The sequence below is a fragment of the Hymenobacter baengnokdamensis genome (genome assembly GCF_008728635.1).
Classification (GTDB): Bacteria; Bacteroidota; Bacteroidia; order Cytophagales; family Hymenobacteraceae; genus Hymenobacter; species Hymenobacter baengnokdamensis.
Genome location: NZ_CP044285.1, coordinates 4,269,326 through 4,286,630, shown reverse-complemented (window position 1 = coordinate 4,286,630; position 17,305 = coordinate 4,269,326). Strand labels below are relative to the sequence as shown.

Below are 17,305 nucleotides of genomic sequence, written 5' to 3'. Positions count from 1 at the left end.
TAGCTTTCCTTCCATTTTTAATTCTTCTTATGAAGCTTCACTACTTACGACAGACGCTGCTGTTGGCATTGTTGCTGTTGACAGCTCAGCTTGGCTGGAGCCAGGGTGCCACTACGGCCGCTATGAGCGGCACTATTACCGATGCCAAAGGGCAGGTGTTGCCCGGTGCAACCGTAATTGCCGTGCACACGCCTACCAACACGCAGTACGTGTCGCCAACCAACGCTGATGGCCGTTTCAACATCCAGAATATGCGAGTGGGTGGCCCGTATACCGTGAAGGTTACGTTTGTAGGCTTTCAGGATTTTACCCGCACCGGTATCAACCTGACGCTGGCCGAAAACTTCCGCCTCGATGCCAAGCTGGGTGAAAGCACTACGCAGCTGGCTGAAGTAACGGTAACGGGTAGCCAGAACCCGATTATCAATGCCGACCGCACGGGAGCAGCTACCACGGTGCAGCGCCAGCAGATTGAGCGCCTGCCAACCATCAACCGCTCATTCAACGACTTTACCCGTTTGACTCCTCAGGGTAGCGGCACCAACACCCAGAGCTTTGCCGGCCGCAACAACCTCTACAACAACCTGACCATCGACGGGGCTATCTTTAATAACGCCTTCGGCTTGTCGTCGACCATTGGCGGCCAGGCCAGCGCCCAGCCGGTTTCGCTCGACGCTATCGACCAGATTCAGGTGAGCCTGGCTCCGTACGATGTGCGCCAGGGCTCGTTTACCGGCGCCGGCATCAACGCCGTAACCCGCTCGGGTACCAACAAATTTTCGGCTTCGGTTTATGATTATTATCGTAACCAGAACTTTGTAGGACAGAACGTCGGCAGCTACCAGGCAGCTTATCCCAATTTTAACCTGAACAACATAGGCTTCCGCCTGGGTGGTCCTATCGTGAAGGACAAGCTGTTCTTCTTCGTAAACTTCGAGCAGGAGAAGCGCACGGACCCGCCCTCCGGTAACTACACGGCTACCCGCGCCAATGTGACGTCCGGCCCGCAAACCTCGCAGGCCAATGCGGCTGATTTGGATGCGCTGAGCGCTTTTTTGATGAAGCAGTACGGCTATAACCCCGGCGCTTACGAGAATTACAGCCTGCGCTCAAACAGCTACAAGGCCACGGCTAAGCTGGACTGGAACATCAACAATAACAACCACTTCAATATCAAGTATAACTACCTGAAGTCTTACGCCGATATTAATCCCAGCTCATCGGGGGGTAGCATTGGTGGCTCGCGCGCCGAAACGGCCTACGGCCTGCCATTCTTCTCTTCGTACTATACTATCAATAACAACCTGAACTCGATTATTGCCGAGCTGAACAGTACGCTGGGCGGTGGCAAATACTCGAACAACGTGACCGCGGGCTACATTGGCAACCGCGATTACCGCGAGTATCCGGCCGGGGGCAGCCCCTTCCCGATGGTGGATATCGGAAACCAGGTAGGCCTTACGCCGTCTACCAGCACTACAACGGGTGTGCGTTCGGGCCTCAATAGCCTGACGACCTTTGGCTCGGAACTGTACTCGGCCTACAACGTGCTGAACTCGGATATCTACCAGTTTGGCGATAACTTCACCGCTTTCCTGGGCAAGCACAGCGTAACGCTGGGTACCTACGATGAGCTGTACAAGTTCTCGAACGGTTACGCGCCAAACTACTACGGTACGTATCAGTACAACTCGCTGGAAGACTTCTATGCTTCGGCTGGCTACACGTATGACCGTAACAGTCACCAGGTTGGCGCTCCTTACACCGGCTCGCCGGTTGGTGCTGCCCGCTATGCCCTGCAATACTCAACTCAGGCTGGCTTCCCTTATGCCGTGACGAAAGCAGCGCAGCTGGGTTTCTACGTACAGGATGAGTATACGCCAACGAGCAACCTGAAACTAACCTTGGGTCTGCGCGGCGATATTCCGATTATCTTCTCTGACATCGACCGCAACCCCACCGTATCCGGCGCTGCTACTGAGGGCAATGGTGCCGGCCCCGGTGCCCTGACCTTCCGCAATGGTGTGCAGTTCAGCACCAGCCAGCTGCCAGCGCGTAAGCTGCTGTTCTCGCCCCGTATTGGCTTCAACTGGGATGTGAACGACGATAAGAAAACCCAGGTACGCGGTGGCACCGGCATTTTTACGGGCCGGGTGCCGTTTGTATGGATTTCCAACCAGGCCGGCAACAACGGGGTGCAGTTCAACTCAATTGACGTATCGGGCTCAGGCACTGCAGGCGCTACCTATGTTAACTCGGTCGGCGTGCGGGTTCCCTATACCTTTAACCCCGATGTAAATGCTTACCGGCCTGCAGCTGGTGGCGGCAGCACGTCGTATAGCCTGGCAGTAACGGACAAAAGCTTTAAGTTTCCGCAGGTATGGCGCTCTAACTTTGCCGTTGACCAGGTATTGCCGGGCGGTGTAGTAGCCACTGTCGAAGGTCTGTACACGAAGGACATCAACGCGATGTATATCCAGAACGTTGACTTGCCGGTTACGACAAACCGGGCTGCCCCGGTTGGCACCAATACGGGCGACCAGCGGCCGATTTTCTATACCACCAATCCTTCGACCGGATTGACTACCACCACGAAGTACAACCGAATCTATAACCCCTCGACGCCCACGATAGCTACCCCGGTAATTACGGATGCTGAGCTGCTGACTAACACCAGCCTGGGCTACTCGTACTCCATCACCGGCCAGCTGAGCAAGAGCTTCAGCAACGGGCTTTTCGCCAGCTTAGCCTACACCTATTCTGACTCGCGCTCGGTAAACGACGGTAACTCGTCGGTGGCTTACTCCAACTGGAGCGCCCGCCAGGTATCGGGCGACCCGAACGCCAACGTGCTGAGCTACTCGCAGTGGCTGACCCAGCACCGCGTGATTGCTTCGCTTTCGTATCGGCATGAGTACCTCAGCCACCTGGCTACGACCTTCTCCATGTTCTACGACGGTGAGCCTACCGGCCGCTTCTCGTACGTGTACAACGGCGACATGAACGGCGATGGCGTGACCAACAACGACCTGATGTATATTCCGCTCAACCAGAGCGAGATTAACCTGGCTCCAATCTCGACGACTGTCAACGGGACTGCCGTGGTGTACAGCGCGCAGCAGCAGTGGACCGACCTGAACAACTTCATCAACCAGGACCCTTACCTGAGCAAGCACCGCGGCCAGTATGCCGAGCGCAATGGCGCAGTCTATCCGTGGCAGCACCGCATCGACGTGAAGATGATTCAGGATATTTTCACCAATATTGGTGAAAACCGCAACACCTTGCAGTTTAGCGTTGACGTTTTCAACATTGGCAACCTGCTGAACCGCAACTGGGGTGCTTTCCCTACTACGTACAAGACCAACCCGCTGAACTTCGTGGGGTATAACGCTCAAAACCAGCCGATATTCTCCTATGGTTACTACGCTAACCCTTCGGCCAGCTCACCCACGGGCACTGTCCTGACAGATACCTACCGTGCCAACACGGGCAGCATCTCGTCGCGCTGGCAGATTCAGCTAGGTCTGCGCTATATCTTCAACTAGTCAGGCCGCTGGCGACCAGCCAGTTTGGCTACCCGGAAGCGGGGCAGGAAGCAATTCCTGCCCCGCTTTTTTGTGGCTGCTGCCACTCGCTTCATAAAATGCTCATGTCTTCCCAAAAAACGCCCTAAACAAAAGCCTAAACTCATAAAAAATTCGGGGTGCCTAACCATCAGATTACGTGAATAATAATTATGAATTTAATGTGAGCATTCCTCATAATTAGTTCACGTTAAGGCGGGTTTAGATGTAGGTATGATGAAAAAAGGTATTGATGCGGCTTAACTTTGTGGCATATTGGCACCTGTGAGCCTTTTACCTTTTTCATTTTATGAGAAATCTACCTTTACGCCACTTCACGCTGCTCCTGTTTTTGCTGTTTACGGCCCGTTTGGGCTGGGGGCAGGGAGCCACCACGGCCTCCCTTAGCGGGGCGGTAACCGATGCGAAAGGCGAGCCGCTGCCAGGGGCCACCGTGCTGGCTGTTCATACGCCGACCAACACGCAGTACGGCGTGGGTACCAATGCTGATGGCCGCTACAACATTCAGGGTATGCGCGTTGGCGGGCCGTACACGGTTAGAGTAACATTCGTAGGCTATCAGGATGTGGTGAAAACGGGCATTATTCTGTCGCTGGGCGAAAACAAGCGTATTGATGCGCCCATGAGCACCTCGACTACGGAGCTCGGCGAAGTAACTATCACTACCCGCCGCGACCCGGTCATCAATGCCGGCCGTACCGGGGCCGAGACCAACGTAAGCCGCGAGCAGATAAGTCAGCTACCCACGTTGAGCCGCTCGCTCACCGACTTCACGCGCCTTACCCCGCAGGCTGGCGGTGGCGGCAGCTCATCATTTGGCGGTGCCAACAACCGCTACAACAACATTACCATTGATGGCGCCGTGAACAACGACGTATTCGGGCTGGCTTCTTCCGGCACGCCCGGCGGGCAGGCGGGCACCAACCCTATCGCCCTCGATGCCATCGACCAGATTCAGGTGGTGCTGGCCCCTTACGACGTTACAATGGGCAACTTTACCGGGGCCGGGGTAAACGCTGTTACCCGCTCGGGCTCCAACGATTTGTCGGCTTCCATCTACGGCTTTGGGCGCAACCAGAACACGGTGGGAAAGAGCGTAACCGATGGCTCCAAGGCAGATAAGTTCTATAACTACCAGACGGGCTTCCGCGTGGGAGGGTCTTTGGTGAAAGACAAAGTATTCTTCTTTCTGAATGCGGAGATACAGCGCGTTAATACGCCCCTGGGCTACCTGCCGGGGGGCGCCGACTCACGCGCCAGCGTTAGCGTTATCAACGCTATTCGGGCGGCGGCCCTGCTGCCTACTGCCAGCGGCGGCTTCTATGGTGGCTACGACCCCGGCACGGTAGGCGATATCACGCGCCTCACCGAAAGCAATAAGATTTTTGCCCGCCTCGACTTCAACCTCTCGGAGAATAACACCCTGACGCTGCGTCATAACTTCGTAAAGGCGTTTGACGACAACATCACCCGCACGGGTACCAACGTCCGCTTCAGCAACAACGCCTACCGCTTCAGCAACCTGCAAAACAGTACCGTTGCCGAGCTCAATAGTCGCTTCGCGGGTGGCTTTTCCAACAAGCTTATTTTAAGCTATAGCGCCATCCGTGATTCGCGCGATGTAGTAGGCGCCCCCGGCCCCGCTTATCAGATTTCGGAGGGTGGCGTTACCTATAGCCTGGGGCAGGAGCGCAGCTCCGTAGCTAACCAGCTCGACCAGGACATTATTGAGATTACCGATAACCTGACCAAAGCCATTGGCAAGCACACCTTTACGGTGGGAACCCACAACGAGGGCTTCAAATTCCGCAACCTGTTCCTTAACAATGGGGCCGGCTACTACACGTTCTCTTCGCTGGCCAACTTTCAGGCCGGCAAGGCTACCCAGGTTCAGTCGAGCTACCCTACGGCCAATAATGGGGAAGCAAGCTTCAAGGCGGCGCAGCTTGGCTTCTATGCGCAGGACGAGTACACCCCCGTCGAAAACCTGCGCCTGACGCTGGGTATGCGTATCGACGTACCCGTGTTTGTGGACAAGCCGGGCTACAACGCCGGCGTAACTGAGGGCTCGAAAGCCGCCAACGGCACCTTCAATGCCGGTTTCGGCAGCCAGTACAAAACCAGCAATACGCCTAACGGCCAGGTTCTCTACTCGCCCCGCCTGGGCTTTAACTGGGACGTAAACAATGATACCAAAATTCAGCTGCGCGGTGGTTCGGGTATTTTCTCAGGCCGCGTGCCCTTCGTGTGGATTTCGAACAGCTATACCAACAGCGGCCTGGTGCAGGGCTCGGTAAACCAGACGGCGGCCACTGGCACTACGCTGCCGGTGCAGATTGACCCTGCCAAGATTGCGACTTCTTATACCCAGGTGCTTACCAGCCAGATAAACTTAGTAAGCGACAACTTTAAGCTGCCCCAGGTATGGCGCTCAAACCTGGCGGCCGACTTCCGCCTGCCGGGTGATGTAGTCGCCACCGTGGAAGGAATCTATTCCAAGACCATTAACGATATATATTATAAGGATATTAACCTGACGGCTCCGGTAGGTCGCCTGGCCGGCCCCGACCAGCGTCCGATATATGCGGCTACTACGGCCCTGCGCCGGGTTAACCCGAACTATACCAACGTTTACCTGCTCGACAATACCAACCAGGGCTATCGCTACAACGCCACTTTCCAGCTTCAGAAGCGCTTCCTGAATGGCCTGAACACTACAGCCGCCTACACCTACGGCGTATCAAAAGAGGTGAACAGCGGCACGAGCAGCACGGCCTCGTCGAACTACGCTTTCAACCAGGTGGCGTATGACCCCAATAGCCCCGAGCTGGGCTACTCGCGCAACGACCAGCGCCACCGCGTTATCGCGAGTACGGGCTACAACTTCCGCTATGCTAACAACAAGCTTGGCACTACTATTACGATGTTCTACGAAGGGCTGTCGGGCCAGCCGCTGACGTACATCTACGGCCAGAGCACCGACCTCAACCGTGACGGCAACACGGGCAACGACCTGCTGTACGTGCCAACCGACGTGCGCGACCCCAACCAAATCCGCCTCGTGGCCACCGAAAACCGCGACCTGACTACGGTCCAGAACCAGCTCGAAGCATTTATCCAGAACGACCCTTACCTGAGCAGCCACCGCGGGCAGGTAGTGGAGCGCTTCGGCGCCCGCCTGCCCTGGACGCACGAAGTTGACCTGCGCGTAGCCCAGGACATTTTCTTTACGGCCGGCGGCAAGCGCAACAGCCTGCAAATCACGTTCGATATCTTCAACCTGGGCAATCTGCTTAACAACAACTGGGGCCGTCAGTATGTGGTGTCTAACAATGCCGTAGAGCTGCTGAAAGTAGAATCGACCAACGTGAATGCGCAGCCCACCTTCTCGCTGCCCTCGGCCTATGGCAACAGCGGCCGCTCCTACGATTTTGCGTCGTTTGGCTCGCGCTGGCAGGGGCAGCTGGGCATACGCTACAGCTTCAACTAAGTACTCGGGTAATTGTGAAAGGTGCTGAAAAAGGGCGGGAGATTCTCCCGTCCTTTTTTTTGCGCCTGATTTTGCGTTAGTTGTGAAGAATATTGACTCAGGGACTTGCACAAGCCAAAAGCCAGCGTACTTTTGCACAACCAAAGCGCAACCGGCGCAGTGGTAAAGCCCTAAAACGGGGGATTAGCTCAGCTGGCTAGAGCGCTTGCATGGCATGCAAGAGGTCATCGGTTCGACTCCGATATTCTCCACATCCGTTTGCTGAAAGGCACCTGCGAGCATTGCTGGCAGGTGCCTTTTTCGTTGTGGCAGTTCTGAGGTGGCATCCTGCCAAGGATATACTTCATTAGACGTTCAGCTGGCAGCAGCAGTTTTACGGCTTCTACCAACTTCTTTCACTCATGACTACTTCCTTTCGTATCGGCGCTTTTTCGCTGTTGCTAGCTGGGTTGACTCTCTCTACTGGTGCACAGGCACAGCAGGCACCAGCGGCTCCAGCCTCGGCCCCTGCCACCGCCAGCCGCTCCACCGCTTACCACGCCGCGGCACCCGAGCAGCGCGCCGATAAAATGAGCCAGGAGCTGGCCCGGCAGCTGAACCTTGATGCCGCAACCACGGCCAAAGTTCGGGCCGCCGCTCTGACGCGCGACCAGAAAATAGATGCCATTCAGAATGGCACCACCAGCAATAAGGAAAAGAATACGGCCCTGCAAGCCAATGCGCAGGAGTTTAAGGCCGCGTTGCAGGGCATTCTGACCCCGGCGCAGTTTGCGCAATACGCATCGCAGGGTGGTAAGCACCGGGCTGCTAAATCATCTCCAGCCGCTCCGGCTACAAATCAGTAGCTTGCATACCGGCCGCGCTGGGACGGGCCTCCTCAGAGGATGAGCACCAAAGTGCCCCCAATGATGAGGCCCGCGCCCAGCGCGGCTTTCAGCGTCAGGGTTTCGCCCAAAAAGACCACGGAAAGCGCAATAGCCAGCGCCACGCTTAGCTTATCGACCGGGGTTACCTGCGATACTTTGCCTAGCTGCAAGGCCCGGAAGTAGCACAGCCACGACAGCCCCGTGGCAATACCCGAGAGCACCAGAAACAGCCAGGTGCGGGGCTGAAGCGTGAATATATCGGCAGGATTATCTTTGAAAAATACGATGCCCCAGGCCACTATCAGGATAACCACCGTGCGGATAGCGGTGGCTAAATCGGAGCTGACCCCTTTAATACCAACCTTGGCCAGTACAGCAGTGAGGGCCGCAAATACGGCGGATAGCAGGGCGTAGGTCCACCACATTAGCAGTTAACAATTAACAGTGAGCAGTTTTCGGCGCGGCTGGCTGCCCCGCTTTCCGCAGGCTACTCTCTACGCAGGCGCTGCCGGAAAGGACATTTTTGCGTAATTACAGTGCAGGTCTCCGGCTGGCAAGAACTGGCTACTCAGTGAGGCTGCCTAATCAGCTCTGGCAAAACTGGCAGGTGCCGGAAAGCAGAAAGTCGCGCCGCTGCGCCTGAAACCCACCGGGCAGCTGCACGGCCGGAATGGCGACCTGGCTCAGGCAATACGTGTGGCTGCACACTCCGCACTTAAAATGCACGTGGTTGTCGAAGTGCGCGTCGGCTGAGCACTCGATGGAGCAGGCGGCGTAGCGCAGCACGTCGGTATCGTCGATAACGCGGTGAATGAGCCCCTGCTGCTCGAAGCTCTTGAGGGTGCGGTAGAGCGTAATGCGGTCGGTATCAGCCCCTATTTCCTGCTCAATCTCGGCACCGGTAAGGGCATAGCCTTTACCGGTGAGGGCGGCCAGCACGGCGCGGCGCACGGGCGTCTGACGCAGGCCGTGGCGTAGCAGCGTCTGGGTGAGGCGGTCGGGGAAGGTAGCAGGGGTGGGAGACGACATAAGCCAAACTTACGAAAAGATAGGAGCCTTGGCCAACGCAAACTGCCCCGCGCCGGAGGCAGCCGTACCTTTGCCGGGCCTGCGCCGCCAAGGGCCGGCCTATCGGGTGGCGGCCCTTGGGGGGCTGCTCCCGACCAACCTAACCAAACTTGTGGTAGAATCGTTAGCTCGCCGTCTAATTACCTTCCTCAGCCAGCATCCGGGGTGGGTGGTAGTCTTTACGTTGCTACTGGCTTTGCCGGCGCTGCTGGTGCACCTGGGTTGGCAGCCGCTGCTCGTCGATGAGCCCATCCGGGCACTGGTGGCGCTCGAAATGCATTACTCGGGCAAGTTTTTTGCGCCCACGCTGCAAGGCCTGCCTTATTATAACAAGCCGCCGCTGTTCAACTGGCTGCTGGTGGCCCTGTTTCGCCTCACGGGCCGGCAGGATGAGTGGATACTGCGCCTGCCTACCATTGCGGCGCTGCTGCTGTATACTACCGCCCTGTGGCGGGTATTGCGCCCGCAGCTGGGCAGCCGGCTGGCCTTTACGGTAGCGCTGGCTTTTGCTACTACGGGCCGGGTCCTCTTCTACGATTCGTTTCTGGGGCTTATCGACCTCTGGCACGCCTGCCTGACGTGGCTGGGCTTCATGGCCGTGTGGTACCTGGGGCAACGCAAGCAGTGGGTGCGGCTCTTTGTGCTTACTTACGCGCTTACCGCAGTCGGCTTTCTGCTGAAAGGGCTGCCTTCGGTTGTGTTCCAGGGCCTGGCCCTGCTGGTTTATTTTCTGGATACCCGCCAGTGGCGGCGCTTGTTTGGCTGGCAGCACGTGCTGGGCGTGCTGGTGATGCTACTTATTCTGGGCTCGTATTTTTTTATATATAGTAAACACAATTCGCTCGAAGTGGCCCTGGCTACGCTCTGGTCGCAGTCGAGCCAGCGCACGGTAGCGGCCCAGCCGCTGGCCGAGTCTGTTCAGTACGTGCTGCTGTTTCCGTTCGACTTCATCAAGCACTTTCTGCCCTGGTCGCTACTGGTGGGGTGCCTGCTGGTGCCGGGAGCGCGCCGGCTGGTAATGGCCCAGCCATTTTTGCGCTACAACGCGCTGCTGTTTCTGGCCATCTTACCGGTGTACTGGCTGTCGCCGGCTACCATTCCGCGCTACCTGTTTATGCTGGTGCCGCTGGGCCTCACCGTAGTAATTGCGTTGTATGCGCAGTATCAGCCGGTGGGTACGCTCCCCACGCGCTGGCTCGATGGGCTATTGCTGGGATTGCTCACTGTGAGCGCCCTGGCTCCGTTGGTGACGCCTTTCGTGTCGCTTACGCGGGTAGTGCCGGGCGTATGGGCCTGGGCGGTAGCAATGTGCGCGGCGCTGGGGGCCGGCGCTTACCTGTTCTGGCGCCTGGCCGACTACCGCCTGCTCGTACTGGCGTATTACCTGCTGATACTACGCCTGGCCTTCGATATTTTTATTTTTCCGGCCCGTATGCAGACTTCCTCCGAGGTACCGTACCGCACGGCCGCCATTCGGGTTGGGCGTGAAACCAAAGGCCGGCCCCTGGTGCTGTACCCCAGCGGCTGGCCGCTCGACAATGTGGAGGCCTTTTACATAGCGCGGGAGCGGGGCGAAACCCTGACGATTGCCCCGCTGCCGCTGCGCCCGCATACCCTGTACCTGGCCGACGAGCGCCAGCTGCGCGGAATGCATTATCGCACGCTTGACCGGTTCCGGATTGACGACGGCATCCTGTTCGTGCTGGTGGAGTTTCAGCAGCCATGAGGGCTACCGACGAAACCCCGAACGCGCCCATACCGGCCTGGCGCCGCTACGTGCTGCTGGTCGTGAAGCTGGCCTTCATGGCCGGGGCGCTCTGGCTGGTGGCCCGTCACCTCGACCTGCCCGCGCTGGGCCGCACCCTGCGCTACGCCCGGCCGGGCTGGCTGGGGCTGGCCACGGGGCTGTTCACGCTCTCAAAGCTGATTTCCTCGGTGCGGCTCAATACCTTTTTCCGGGCCGTTGGTATTCAGCTTACCGAGCGCTACAACCTGCGCCTCTATTGGCTGGGTATGTTTTACAACCTGTTTCTGCCCGGCGGTATTGGCGGCGATGGCTACAAGGTGTACCTGCTGGGCAAGGAGTTTCCGGGCCGACGGGCCCTCATCTTCCGGGCCCTGCTGCTCGACCGGCTAAGCGGCATGGTGGCGCTGCTGGTGCTGCTGTTGGGGCTGTTTGCGGCCACCGACTACCCCGGCTGGTGGCGGGCCGGCGCCCTGGCGCTGGTGCCGCTGGGCCTGGGCGTCAGCTACGGCCTGGGCCGCTGGGGATTTGGCGAGTTTCGCTCGGCTTTTGGGCGCACCTCGTGGCAGGCGCTGGGCGTGCAGGGAGCACAGGTGCTTTGCGCCTGGGCCCTGCTGGCGGCGCTGGGCGCCGCCGGCGGGCCGGTATTGCCGTATCTGCTGGTATTTCTGGCGTCGAGTATCGCGGCGGTGCTGCCGCTCACAGTTGGTGGGCTAGGAGCTAGGGAGTTGACATTTCTATACGGCGCCAAGCTGTTTGCCCTGAGCGTGCCGGTGGCCGTAAGCGTAAGTGTGCTGTTCTACGTAATTACGGCGGTAGTATCGCTGGTGGGAGCGCTGGTGCGGGTCGAGCGCCGGGTAGCGTAGGCCAGCGCGTTTGCTTTACACTGCCGCGTAGCTCACCAGCTCACCGCCCAGCTCGCGCAGTAGTTCGCGCAGCTGGCCCCCGCGCCAGAACTCATATTCCGGCACTCGCATCAGCGGCGAGCCGGGCCGCTCGCTCAGGCCGGGATGGCTCATAAACTCCACTACGTCGGCGTGCCGGAAAGCCGCCGCCACGCCTCGCCGAAAGCCGTCGGCACTGGCCGGCTCGGTTGAAAACGTACTCACCAATGCGCCCGGCGTGGCAAAGCCCCGCAGGGCAGGCCGGCTGCTGAGCGCAAAGGCTTGCAGTACCAGTCCGCGCGCATCGAAGCGGCCCGCCGCCGTGAGCCGGCGCACCCGGCGCACGCCCAGCTCGCGCAGAATAGCGAGCAGCGCCGGCCCCAGCAATGGATATTGGTGCAGGTGCTGGTGGCTATCGGCGTGGGTGGGTGCCAGCCCGGCGGCCGCCAGCCGGCGGAGCTGGGCAGCTACTTCGGTTTTAAGCTCCTGAGGCCGCACCTGACCGCGCAAAAAACGCAGCCACAGCTGGCTGGACGAATAAAACTGCCCGTCAATATCTGTTAAAGACGATACTTTCGAGGCAGCGCTTAGCGGGTGGCCGGCATTCAGGGTAAGGTGCAGGCCTACCGAAAAAGAAGGAGAAACCAGCTTTTGCAGCGCCCGTAGCTCGGCGTCGGTGGCAAAGTTGGCCATCACCGTGGTGCTGCTTACCTGCCCGGCGGTGCCCAACTCCAGAATGGCCTGGGTAGCTGGCGCGTCCCAGCCATAGTCATCGCAGTTGATGATAAGCTTTTTTTTAATGGGCAGTGGGTAATGGGTAATGGGTAATGCTGTTCTGGTTGGGTGAACAACACTATCTATTGGCCGCGGCTCATCACTAATTGTGCTCATAACTGCTTTGCGAGTTTGCGGGCGGTGGTGAGGATGGCCGTAATGGCGGCGTATTCCTGCTCCAAATCACTTAGCCGTACTTTCGGAAAAATGCCGGCTTGCCCCAGCAACTCCAGCCAGAACTGGGTTTCATCGGCTTCCTCTACGCAGATGCAGCGCTTGGCGTAGTACTCGCAGGACGAGCGGGCGCGGCAGGAAGCCCGATAATTGGCCGCTACCGACGTAGCAGCCCGCAACAGCTGCTTGCCTAGCGTTTCGGCTTCGCCCCATCGCGGCAACTGCTGATAGAGCTTAATAACTCGCAATGCGGCCGCCTGGGTGCGCTGCCGAAACGCCTCGTTCCAAGTCAATGAAGCTGCCTTTGCTTCGTTTATCATTACCCATTACTTATTACCCACAAGTTGTCGCACCACATAAGGCGTGCGCGTGCGGCGCGAGTAGTAATTGTACATCCCAATCTCGGCCAGCACGCCGAAACAAAGCAGGAAAATACCGGCCATTATCAGGAAGAGGCTGAAAATGAACTCAAGCGGGTAAGTAGCCTCAATATTCAGTTTAAAGAATATTGAGCGGATGAGAAATTGACCCGCCAGTATGCCGCCGGTAAACAAGCTCAGCAGCCCGGCCAGCCCAAACAGGCGGAACGGCTTGCGCGAGTGCACAATAAAAAAGCGCAGGATAAACAGGTCGAGAATAACGTAGAAGAGCTTGCTAATCTTGTAGTTGCTCTGCCCGAACTGCCGCTCGTGAATCTCAATCGGAAACTCGCAGTAGCGTAGGTTTTTGCGCGCCACCAGCGCGCCCAGAAAGCGGTGCGCATCGCCGAGCATCTCCACGTTCTTTACCAGGTAGCTGCGATACGCCTTATAGGTAGCCCCGAAATAGCGCAGCTGCACCCCCGACAAGCGCCGGATAATGCCGTGCGCCGTGGTGGCCAGCGCCGTGGCAATCGGCCCCTCGGGCCGCTTGGCCTTGGCGCCGCCCACCATGTCGTAGCCCTCGTTGATGAGGCTGATAAACTGCGGAATGTAGGCCGGGTCGTGCTGCAGGTCGCCGTCCATGGCAATAATAACCTCGCCCCGCGCCTGGGCAAAGCCGGCGCGCAGGCTCAGCGTCTGGCCGTAGTTGCCGGCTAGGTCAATGGCCACCAGGTGGCGGTCGTAGGCGGCCAGCTCCTGCATCACGGCCCAGCTGCGGTCGGTGCTGCCGTCGTTCACCAGTATCAGCTCGTAGTCGTAGCCATGCTGCTGCATCACGGCGCCCACGCGGCTCACGAGCTGGGCCACCGTGTCGGCTTCGTTGTAGAGCGGCGCGACGACCGATATGAAACCCGTAAAGGCGGTGTTGGCAGTAGGAGTAGCGAGCGGCGGCATGAGCAGGGGGCTAAACCACAAAGGTACTGGCCGAAAGTAGCGTGGACTCTGCGAGTCCGCACGTTCGGGTAGCGTACTACGCGCGGACTCGCAGAGGCTACGCTACTTCCGGGCGTAACTTTACTGTATGCAATACCTGGAAGGCCGGCGCTACGTGGTGCTGGCAATATTTACCCTGGTGGGTCTGCTGTTCGTGAGCCGGCTGTTTTACCTGCAAGTGCTCGACGACTCCTACAAAACGGCGGCCGACCGCAATACGCTTCAGCGGCAGGTGCAGGTGCCGTACCGGGGCCTCATCTACGACCGGCACGACTCGCTGCTGGTTACCAATACGCCGGTGTACGACCTGATGGTGGTGCCCCGCGAAGTGAAGCACCTCGACTCGGCCAAGTTTTGCCAGGTGATGCAGCTGCCCCTCGAAGACCTGCGCCTGGGCTTGCAGGCGGCCCGCGCCTACTCGCGGGTGCGCCCCTCGCCCCTGATTCAAAACCTGAGCACGCCCGAGCTGGCCGCTATTCAGGATAACCTGATTGACTTTCCCGGCTTTCGGGTGCAGGCCCGCATGGCCCGCGCCTACCGCACCCAAAACCTGGCCCACGCGCTGGGCTACGTGGGCTCCATTACGCCCAAGCTGCTCGAAATGCCCAAGTACGCGCACTATTCGCCGGGCGAAAACGTGGGTATCTCGGGTCTGGAATCGTATTACGAGCCTATTCTGATGGGCCGGCGCGGCGTGCAGTACCGGCTGGTAAACGTGCGCGGCATCGACAAAGGGCCGTTTCGCGGGGGCGAGTTTGACACGCTCTCGCAGGCCGGGCAGGACTTGCACCTGAGCATCGACGCCGGCCTGCAGGCCTACGGCGAAAAGCTGCTGGCCGGCCGGCGCGGCTGGATAGTGGCCATCGACCCCAAAACCGGCGAGATTCTCAGCTTTGTGTCGGCCCCGCACTACGAGCCCCAGATGCTGACCGGCAAGGGGATGGGCAACCGCTACATGGATTTGCTGCGCAACCCCGACCGCCCGCTTTTCGACCGCCCGCTGATGGCTACCTTCCCGCCCGGCTCGGTATTTAAGCTGGTAAACGAGTTGGTGGCCCTGCAAATGGGGGTCGTTACGCCCGGCACCGGCTTTCCCTGCGACCAGCGCCTGGTGCGCTGCACCCACCGCCACGAGTACCCGGCCAACGTCAACATTGCCATTAAAAACAGCTGCAACCCGTATTTCTACCAGGTGATGCGGGCAGCCGTGGTGCGTGGGCAATCGCCCAACAAGTTTGAGGATGCCCGCCTGGGCCTGGGCCAGTGGCAGAAAATGGTCAAAACCTTCGGCCTGGGCGAAAAGCTGGGCGTGGATATGGGCCACGAGAAGCGCGGCCTCATCCCGTCGCCCGATTTTTACGACAAGCTGCGCGGCTTTCACCACTGGAATTTCAAAACGGTGTACTCGCTCAGCATCGGGCAGGGCGAAATAGGTATTACGGGCCTGCAAATGGCCAATGTGCTGGCCACCATTGCCAATCGGGGCTACTACTACTCCCCGCATTTTGTGCGGGCCGTGGGCAGCAGCGGCCAGCCGCTGCCCGAGTTTCGGCAGCGCCACTACACGGCCGTCGATACCACGCTTTTCAAATACGTTATTCCGGGGATGCAGGAAGTAGTAGACGGGCGCGGCGGCACCGGCTCATTTGCCAGCCTGGCGCAGTACGGCATTTCGGTGGCTGGCAAAACCGGCACCGTGCAGAACGCGCACGGCGAGGACCACTCGACGTTTGCCGCCTTCGCTCCCGCCAACGACCCCAAAATCGCCATTGCCGTTTTCATCGAGAACGCGGGTTTTGGCGGCACCTTCGCCGCGCCCGCCGCCGGCCTGATGATGGAGCGCTACCTGCGCGGCAAAGTAGCTCCCAACCGCAAGCGCTGGGAAGACTGGGTGATGTACGGCACAGCGCCCACTCACCGGCATTAGCGGCTGGTTGTAAAGCCGCTGGCTACCGGGCATTGCCCAGGCTGCAAGCGCTACGCGGGGTGGCGCTGCGCTACTTCTCCCGACCTTTGCCGAAAGTTTCTTACATGTCTCCCGTTACCACCCGTTCTTCGCGCAGCATCGACTGGCCGCTGCTGCTCATTTACCTGCTGCTGGTGGGGCTGGGCTGGGGGGCTGTGTACGCGGCCAGCTACTCGCCCGATGCGCCGGCTAGTCCGCTCTCCTCGCTCAGCTTTTCGGAGCTGATGGCCTTCAACTGGTTTAAGCAGCTTATCTGGATGGGTACGGCGGCCGTGCTCATCGTGATTCTGCTGGTAGTCGACTACAAGGCCTACGACGCGCTGGCCTACGTACTCTACGGCGGCATGATAGTGCTGTTGCTTGTGACGCTGGTGGTGGCACGGCCCATTGCGGGCTCGCGCTCGTGGCTGGAGTTTGGGCCGGTGCGCCTGCAGCCGGCCGAGTTTGCCAAGTTTACGACTGCGCTGGCGGCCTCGCGCTTTATGGCCGGTATTAACCTGCGCAACCAGAACTGGCGCGACCAGGCCGTGCTGGCCGGCCTCACGCTGCTACCGGTGGCGCTCATCCTGGCTTCCAACGAAACCGGGCAGTCGCTGGTGTTTGCGGCCCTGCTGCTGGCTTATTTCCGGGAAGGCATGTCGCCGCTTATTCTGCTGCTGCTGGCGGCGGGCGGCATTATACTACTGCTGGCGCTGCTGGTGCCCAAGGTGTGGCTGGTGGGCGGCTTTACCCTGGTGCTGGGTATAGCGTTTTTGCTGAATTCGCGGCTGTGGCGCCACCATCTGCCGCTGAGTCTAGGGGCCTGGGCGCTGGTTATCGGCATGGTATTCGGGGTCGATTTTTTCTTCAACCATGTATTGCAGCCCCACCAGCGCCAGCGCATCGAGATGCTTATTGACCCCGGCAAAGACCCCCTGGGCAAAGGCTGGAACGTGACGCAAAGCAAAATTGCGCTCGGCTCGGGTGGCTGGTTTGGTAAAGGATTCCTGAAAGGCACCCAAACCAAGTTCGATTTCGTGCCCGAGCAAAGCACCGATTTCATTTTCTGCACCGTGGGGGAGGAGTGGGGCTGGACCGGCTGCCTGGTCGTTATTGCCCTCTACCTTACCCTGCTCTGGCGAATCTTGTGGGTGGCCGAGCGCCAGAAGTCGGTGTTTGGGCGCACCTACGGCTACTGCGCGGCCAGCATCCTGTTTGTGCACTTTACCGTGAACCTGGGCATGACAATGGGCCTGATGCCAGTGGTAGGTATTCCGCTGCCGTTTTTCAGCTACGGGGGCTCGTCGCTGTGGTCGTTCACCATCCTGCTCTTTGCCCTGCTGGCGCTCGATGCCCACCGCAAGCAGGATTTGGAGCGCTAGGACGCAGTAATTTGTCAGTTGGGTAAGTACCACCGA

12 protein-coding genes and 1 tRNA gene are annotated in these 17,305 nt (G+C 59.1%); 8 read left to right on the top strand and 5 right to left on the bottom strand.

The annotated features are described in order from the left end of the window. The first annotated feature begins 29 nt into the window (after nt 1-29). The 4 genes from F6X24_RS18260 to F6X24_RS18245 all read left to right on the top strand — a co-directional run bounded on the left by F6X24_RS18260 (nt 30) and on the right by F6X24_RS18245 (nt 7,922). On the top strand, nt 30-3,548 hold the full coding sequence (locus F6X24_RS18260) for a TonB-dependent receptor (protein ID WP_151089356.1): 3,519 nt from the start codon (nt 30-32) through the stop codon (nt 3,546-3,548). Between the two features lie 328 nt (nt 3,549-3,876). Next, nucleotides 3,877-7,077: a TonB-dependent receptor gene (locus tag F6X24_RS18255; protein ID WP_151089355.1), complete on the top strand. Its 3,201-nt coding sequence runs from the start codon at nt 3,877-3,879 to the stop codon at nt 7,075-7,077. 177 nt (nt 7,078-7,254) lie between these two features. Then, nucleotides 7,255-7,328: transfer RNA gene (locus F6X24_RS18250), tRNA-Ala, on the top strand. A 150-nt stretch (nt 7,329-7,478) separates the two neighbouring features. Then, a complete protein-coding gene (locus F6X24_RS18245) occupies nt 7,479-7,922 on the top strand; it encodes a DUF4890 domain-containing protein (protein ID WP_151089354.1) in 444 nt (147 codons plus the stop codon). 32 nt (nt 7,923-7,954) lie between these two features. Here the strand turns inward: F6X24_RS18245 and F6X24_RS18240 are convergent, their stop codons facing one another. Together F6X24_RS18240 and F6X24_RS18235 are read right to left on the bottom strand one after the other, a co-directional pair. Then, complete coding sequence (locus tag F6X24_RS18240; RefSeq protein WP_151089353.1) at nt 7,955-8,368, bottom strand: EamA family transporter; 414 nt, start codon at nt 8,366-8,368, stop codon at nt 7,955-7,957. Between the two features lie 160 nt (nt 8,369-8,528). Next, nucleotides 8,529-8,972 carry a Fur family transcriptional regulator gene (locus tag F6X24_RS18235; RefSeq protein ID WP_151089352.1) on the bottom strand — a complete coding sequence of 148 codons (444 nt, stop codon included), beginning with the start codon at nt 8,970-8,972 and terminating at the stop codon, nt 8,529-8,531. Between the two features lie 151 nt (nt 8,973-9,123). Between F6X24_RS18235 and F6X24_RS18230 the strand changes: the two genes are divergently transcribed. After that, a complete protein-coding gene (locus F6X24_RS18230; RefSeq protein WP_151089351.1) occupies nt 9,124-10,737 on the top strand; it encodes an ArnT family glycosyltransferase in 1,614 nt (537 codons plus the stop codon). After that, nucleotides 10,734-11,621, top strand: coding sequence for a lysylphosphatidylglycerol synthase transmembrane domain-containing protein (locus tag F6X24_RS18225; protein WP_151089350.1), 888 nt, complete (start codon nt 10,734-10,736; stop codon nt 11,619-11,621). The genes F6X24_RS18230 and F6X24_RS18225 overlap by 4 nt, the downstream gene beginning before the upstream one ends. 15 nt (nt 11,622-11,636) lie before the next feature. Here the strand turns inward: F6X24_RS18225 and F6X24_RS18220 are convergent, their stop codons facing one another. The 3 genes from F6X24_RS18220 to F6X24_RS18210 are packed head-to-tail and all read right to left on the bottom strand — an operon-like array spanning nt 11,637 to nt 13,924. Continuing rightward, on the bottom strand, nt 11,637-12,530 hold the full coding sequence (locus tag F6X24_RS18220) for a carbohydrate deacetylase (RefSeq protein ID WP_151089349.1): 894 nt from the start codon (nt 12,528-12,530) through the stop codon (nt 11,637-11,639). Further along, nucleotides 12,527-12,907, bottom strand: a complete 381-nt coding sequence (locus F6X24_RS18215) for a four helix bundle protein (protein ID WP_151089348.1) — start codon at nt 12,905-12,907, stop codon at nt 12,527-12,529. Before F6X24_RS18215 ends, F6X24_RS18220 begins: the two co-directional genes overlap by 4 nt. Nucleotides 12,908-12,913: 6 nt before the next feature. Then, a complete protein-coding gene (locus F6X24_RS18210; protein ID WP_229725227.1) occupies nt 12,914-13,924 on the bottom strand; it encodes a glycosyltransferase family 2 protein in 1,011 nt (336 codons plus the stop codon). 106 nt (nt 13,925-14,030) lie between these two features. On the opposite strand from F6X24_RS18210, the gene F6X24_RS18205 reads away from it, so the two are divergent. Then, entirely contained in the window at nt 14,031-15,869 is a 1,839-nt protein-coding gene (locus F6X24_RS18205; RefSeq protein ID WP_151089347.1) for a penicillin-binding transpeptidase domain-containing protein, read from the top strand. Between the two features lie 104 nt (nt 15,870-15,973). After that, nucleotides 15,974-17,269: a rod shape-determining protein RodA gene (gene rodA, locus F6X24_RS18200; protein ID WP_151089346.1), complete on the top strand. Its 1,296-nt coding sequence runs from the start codon at nt 15,974-15,976 to the stop codon at nt 17,267-17,269. Nucleotides 17,270-17,305: the final 36 nt, after the last annotated feature.